Raw genomic sequence first — 6,158 nt, 5'->3', positions numbered from 1 at the left:
TCTATCCTAGAATGACTAGGCTTCGAAAATTTCACTGCGTATTGTCTGAAAAATAGCCGCCGCCAGTGCCACATTTGAATGTTCAACACGCCCTAAGCCGTCAGAATAAAATAACTATACGAATTTATAAAATCTGGAACACCATAGATGATAAGTAGGCTCAAAATAAAACCCATTCGAGCGCGTGATACCAGTGAGTCGCATAGGCCTTCGACCACGCTTGAACTATTGTTTGACTTGGTCTATGTCATTGCCGTAGCGGCGGCGGCTCATGGTTTTTATAGCCGTTTAAGTGAGCATGACTTATCGGGATTTTTGACCTTTATTGTGGCGTTTTTTATCCTTTGGAATGCATGGACCAGCTTTACTTGGTTTGCCTCGGGATACGACCCTGACGACTGGTTTTATCGCATATCCGTGATGTTTCAGATGTTTGGCTCGTTGATGATAGCAGCCAATATTCATCAATTTTATGAGCAAGGGCTGACATGGATTGGGGTGACAGGGTATGCCATTATGCGGCTGGCGAGCTGTAGTCAGTGGTGGCGCGTTTATCGGCAAGTACCAGGTCATCAAAAAGTCGCTTGGCGTAGTATGGTGGGCTTGCTAGGCTTACAAGCCTTATGGATAAGTTGGCTGTTTTTGCCCGCGGCTCTACAGACACCTGCTTTGTTTTTATTCATCCTAGCAGAGCTACTGATGCCAGTCTGGGCGCGTTCAGAGCAGTTTGATAACTGGCATCCTGGGCACATTGCCGAGCGTTATGGCTTGCTTACCATCATCGTATTGGGCGAGGGCGTGGTCGGGGTTAGCAATACCATTCAATACTTTTTGACCCATTCAGCATCAGCCGCCAGCTCCATCATATTTTTAGGCTCAAGTTTGGTGGCCTTGGTGTTTTCGTTATGGTGGCTATATTTTATCGTACCCTTTGATAGGATTTTAAACAAAGAACGTCGCCGTCATGATTTGTTTTTATTTGGCTATGGTCACTTTTTTATTTTTGCCTCGATTGCAGGTCTCGGCAGTATGCTCAATTTGGTTACAGAATCTGTCGCTGGTGATAATGGCAATGTGATATCTCAAACGTATGCGATGGGGATGCTAAGTGGAATGCTCAGCGTATTTTTATTGACCCTCACCATACTGCGGGAGCTGATGTGCCGTAAGTCGAGTCGTAATATGATGGCGATACTAATGGCCTTTGTGGTCATTGGGCTAAGCTATACTGCTGTAGCTCTAGGTTTGCCGATTACTTACGGTATTTGGCTAATTATTTTGGCACCTATAGTGATGATTTGGTTTTTTGGACGAGACAACGAGCACTGGCTGGCTAAGGATAGCGGCTAAGCGTGTTTGCGACAGGTTTGGCCGAGGTGGTGTGACAGTAGAACAAAGTGAAAAGTAGAACAAAGTGAAAAGTAGAACAAGGCAGTTCACAGTAAGTGCGACATCACAAAAACGGCAGTGGTACAATAAATTTAAACAGTCGTTTGCTTGATACAGCAGTGATAGGGTATCTGGCATGGTTTAAAGACACCATAAAAAAGGATTTTTGTACCCATGAAACACCCAAATCGTCTCTCTCAATTGATCAATACCAATGGTTTACAGCATGCAGGCTATCTGGCGGTCGCCAAGACTCGCGCCAAAGTGCTAAAAGCGTTTTCTTATGTTGTGCCGATTAGAAGACCGATGTTGTTTGTCGGTGAGACCTCATGCGAGGAGCTGTGCGATATGCTGATAAATGAAGGCAATGCTCATGTCTTTATCGTCACAGATGCTGTGCTTAATAAGCTGGGCATCCCTGCCAAAGTCACCGACTATCTGGATGAAAAAAATATCCGCTACCATATCTATGATGGTATCACGCCAGACCCGACGTTTGCTGTGGTTAAAGAAGGATTGCGCCAATCTGTCGCCGCCAAGTGCGATTCGATCATTGCCATCGGCGGCGGTTCGGTCATCGATGCGGCCAAAATGATCGCCATGGCCCAAGGCAATAAATGCCAGCCTGAGCAATTGATCGGACTTTTAAAAGCTAAAAAGCCCTCTGTACCGCTTTATTGTATTCCTACCACTGCTGGTACTGGTTCAGAGGCGACCCTAGGCGCGGTGGTGTCTGATGACAAAACTCACCAAAAAGCGCTGTCGATTGACCCCAGAATGGTACCCCTAGCAGCCGCTATCGACCCGGCCATCATGCAAGGCATGCCATCCCATATCACCGCCGATACCGGTATCGATGTATTGACGCATGCCTTAGAGGCATGGATGAGTGCCAATGCCAGTGTTGAGACCGATTATTATGCCGCGTCTGCGGTCAAATCTGTCATGCAGTATCTGCCACTGGCGTATCAAGATGGTGGTAATTTAAAAGCACGTAAAGAGATGGGAGTAGCGGCGCACTATGGTGGCATCGCCTTTAACAAAGCAGGTCTTGGCTATGTCCATGCCATCGCGCACCAGCTAGGGGCGTATTATGGTATTCCTCATGGTCGTGCCAATGCCATCGTCTTGCCTTATGTGCTAGACGTCAATCGTCAAGCAAGCAAAAAAAGACTGGCCAAGCTGGCCAAGCAGACAGGAATGATCAGGCAAGGCAACGCTGGTAATAGTGATGCTGAGATCGCCGATCATCTTATCGCGCAAGTGCGCGACTTGATTGCTAGTTTACACATCGACCCAACGGTAAAAGGCATGCAAAGCAGTGATTTTGATGACATCGCAAAAGCGGCGGCAAAAGAAGTCAGTGATACTTATGCGGTGCCGACCTATCTGTCACCTGCCGAAATCAAAGACATCCTGACAAAGATCAAACACGCCAGTGAACAGCATATTGGCGCTGCTGGATGACATAACGCCTATTACCAAGCAGTAGTAGGTTTTTTTGGTAAAATGCATTTGATTTTACGGATATAAATAACAGTGTAGGCATATTTGTGTGAGACCAATGCGTTACAATCATGACATGATATAACGCTCAGGAGCACTTTATGACAGATCAATCACTGGTGAGTAATAGGCCGTCAATCAGATGGTTAGGGCTGGTCATCGTCGCCAGCAGTGCGTTTTATGTCGGGTGCGCTGCGACTGAAAATACCAGCCCGCCAAACGCCAGCTCTATTGATAATCCTTATGCCCCAACTGATCCAAACTTGGCAGTGGCCACGGTTGCAGGTGGGTGCTTTTGGTGTGTCGAAGCCGGTTACGAAAAAATACCTGGTGTCATCGAGGTGGTCTCAGGATATACGGGAGGTCAATCGACCAATCCCACTTATAGTACGGTATCAGCCGGTGGCACAGGCCATACCGAAGCGGCACAAGTATATTATGACCCTACCAAAATCACTTATAATGGTATCGTGCAAGCCTTATGGCGTATCGCTGATCCTACCGATGATAAAGGCCAATTCGTCGATCGCGGTACGCAGTATCGTCCAGCAATTTTTTATCATAATGAGCAAGAAAAGCAGATAGCGAAAGCAGCTAAGCAGTCGCTACAAGCCTCTGGCGTCTATGACAAACCTGTCGTGATCGAAATCGTTGCAGCCAGCGATTTTTATCCTGCAGAAGCTTACCATCAAGACTACTATAAAAAAAATCCAATCCGCTACAAAGCTTATACCTTCAACTCTGGCCGCTATCAGTTTATCAAAAGCGTCTATGGCGATGACTACGAGCTAGATTTTGATCAGTTTAAGCCTAGCGCTACAGAAACAAAGGCGACAGACATACGTATAAACACCAGTGGCGCTGCTGCGGCTGGGGTTACGGCACCAGTACAAACCATCGCTACTGGTTTTGATCCAAAAGCCTTTATAAAGCCCTCAACAGAGCAGCTAAAACAGTCGCTCACAGCCATGCAGTATAAAGTCACCCAAAAAGACGATACCGAGCGTGCCTTTGACAATGAGTACTGGGATAATAAATCGCCTGGGCTTTATGTCGATGTGGTCTCGGGCGAGCCGTTGTATTCTTCACGTGATAAGTACCAATCTGGCACAGGCTGGCCCAGTTTTACTCGCCCACTTGCGGCAGATCTTGTCGTAGAAAAAGCCGACCGAGGCATATTTGGTACCCGTACCGAGATTCGTAGCCGTTATGCTGACTCGCACGTGGGTCATGTCTTTGATGATGGTCCAGCGCCGACAGGTAAGCGTTATTGTATGAACTCTGCGGCACTGCGTTTTATACCACTGGCGCAGATGAAAAAAGAAGGCTATGGCGACTGGATCGCTCAGGTAAAGCCGAACGCCTAAGGCTGACGAAAACTGACAAAAAAGGATACTGAGCGCAGTATCCTTCTTGGGTTTTGTTTGGGCGTTTATCTGGGTTTAGATGTTAGGCTTGATTGCTTGCGACATTAAAACGCAGGCCGACGCTTGGGCACCGCGTCCAAAAACTCATTACGTGCTTGATTGTCGTGAAGGTACTCACCCAGCATGGCGGTACTACGGGTGGTTGACTGCTGTTTGTTGACGCCGCGCATCATCATACACATATGCGAGGCATCCATTACCACAGCTACCCCGCGACACCCTGTCACATCCATGATGGTTTGGGCGACTTGCTCGCTTAGGTTTTCTTGGATTTGCAAGCGGCGAGCAAACATATCGACGATGCGCGCAAACTTTGACAGACCCAGCACATGACCATTTGGTAAATAACCGATATGCGCCACGCCATGAAACGGTAGCATATGATGCTCACACAGCGAGTAAAACTCAATGTTTTGCACCAATACAAGCTCGCGATTGGTCGATGGAAATACCGCGTCATTGACGACTTCTTCTAAGCTTTGATGATAGCCTTGCGTCAAATAAGAAAACGCCTTTGCTGCTCGTGCAGGCGTGTCTAGTAAGCCTGGGCGATTTAAATCTTCGCCAGTTGAGTCAATCAATTGACGATAAGAATCGATATTTTCTTTATAATCTGGAGTGATGATGGGGGTATTACTCATAAGTTTGGCAGCCATCCAAAATGTGGGTGTAGCTTAACGCTAAATCCTCAGTTACAAACACTCGATTATGAGCAAGGGTTGTAAGGGATTTTTATAAAAATTGTGCAAGCTGGGAAGGGCTGTGATTATACTTGAAAAAGGCTTAACTTCATACTGCTGTGGCCAGAGTTGCGCGTTTTATCGATATCAGGCATCACCATAAGATAGAGGATACCAGCATCTGTATCAGTAAGTACAGTTTACGACTGTTTACTTAAATCAATTCGTGTATAATGAGTCATCTTTTTATCATACTTATAATGAGCATTTATACTCTCGAACGATTCAAAAGGAAATATTATGCTACTGCAAGGACAACGATTTGTCGTAACTGGCATCGCAAGTAAACTCTCTATCGCATGGGCGATCGCAGAAGCGTTGCACCGTGAAGGCGCTTCATTGATTTTGACTTATCCAAATGAGAAAATCAAAAAACGGGTAGATATGGCTGCCGAAGCATTTGAGGCAGACTTGGTGTTAGAGTGTGATGTCGCCTCAGATGACTCTATCGCCGCTTGCTTTGAGCAAATCACCGCACATTGGGGCGATGGTATCGATGGCGTCGTACATGCTATTGGCTTTGCGCCAATGGATCAGCTCGACGGCGATTTTGTTAGCGCCACCACTCGTGAGGGCAGTCAAATCGCGCACGATATCTCAAGCTACAGTTTTGTAGCACTGGCCAAAGAGGCGCGGTCGCTACTGGCCATGCGTCATGGCTCGATGCTGACACTGACTTATGAAGGTAGTATCTCAGTATTGCCAAACTATAATGTTATGGGGATGGCCAAGGCAAGCTTGGAGGCCAGTGTGCGTTATCTAGCGACATCGATGGGCGGTGAAGGCATCCGTGTCAACGCTATATCAGCAGGGCCTATCCGTACGCTGGCCGCCAGTGGTATCAAGTCTTTTAGAAAAATGCTTGATATCAGCGAAAAGATAGCGCCGCTACAACGCAATATCACCCAAACAGAGGTCGGTAACGCAGCGTTGTTCTTGCTATCACCATGGGCTTCAGGTATCACCGGTGAGATTATGTTCGTGGATGCTGGGTTCAATACCGTGGCCATCAGCGAGCAGCTAATGATGGCTGATGAGTCAAAGTAGCCGCTCAAGATAAGTGCATGAACTGACATATTCAGTGATATTATTTAGC

General features: G+C 46.9%; 5 protein-coding genes. 4 read left to right on the top strand and 1 reads right to left on the bottom strand.

Annotated features, from left to right (window positions below; translation table 11 throughout):
* Positions 1–147: 147 nt before the first annotated feature.
* From J3491_RS10895 to msrB, 3 genes are all read left to right on the top strand, one after another.
* On the top strand, positions 148–1,350 hold the full coding sequence (locus tag J3491_RS10895) for a low temperature requirement protein A (RefSeq protein ID WP_241900708.1): 1,203 nt from the start codon (positions 148–150) through the stop codon (positions 1,348–1,350).
* Positions 1,351–1,563: 213 nt separating this feature from the next.
* Entirely contained in the window at positions 1,564–2,856 is a 1,293-nt protein-coding gene (locus J3491_RS10890) for an iron-containing alcohol dehydrogenase (RefSeq protein WP_207970227.1), read from the top strand.
* Between the two features lie 140 nt (positions 2,857–2,996).
* Positions 2,997–4,262 carry a peptide-methionine (R)-S-oxide reductase MsrB gene (msrB, locus tag J3491_RS10885; RefSeq protein WP_207970226.1) on the top strand — a complete coding sequence of 422 codons (1,266 nt, stop codon included), beginning with the start codon at positions 2,997–2,999 and terminating at the stop codon, positions 4,260–4,262.
* A 104-nt stretch (positions 4,263–4,366) separates the two neighbouring features.
* Here msrB and folE read toward each other — a convergent pair whose 3' ends face one another.
* Positions 4,367–4,963 carry a GTP cyclohydrolase I FolE gene (folE, locus tag J3491_RS10880; RefSeq protein ID WP_172953095.1) on the bottom strand — a complete coding sequence of 199 codons (597 nt, stop codon included), beginning with the start codon at positions 4,961–4,963 and terminating at the stop codon, positions 4,367–4,369.
* A gap of 339 nt (positions 4,964–5,302) precedes the next feature.
* Between folE and J3491_RS10875 the strand changes: the two genes are divergently transcribed.
* A complete protein-coding gene (locus J3491_RS10875; RefSeq protein WP_075100887.1) occupies positions 5,303–6,109 on the top strand; it encodes an enoyl-ACP reductase FabI in 807 nt (268 codons plus the stop codon).
* Positions 6,110–6,158 lie beyond the last annotated feature (49 nt).

Origin of the sequence: Psychrobacter halodurans (assembly GCF_017498075.1) — a bacterium.
GTDB lineage: Bacteria > Pseudomonadota > Gammaproteobacteria > Pseudomonadales > Moraxellaceae > Psychrobacter > Psychrobacter celer.
This window is presented reverse-complemented; position numbering and strand designations above follow the sequence as displayed.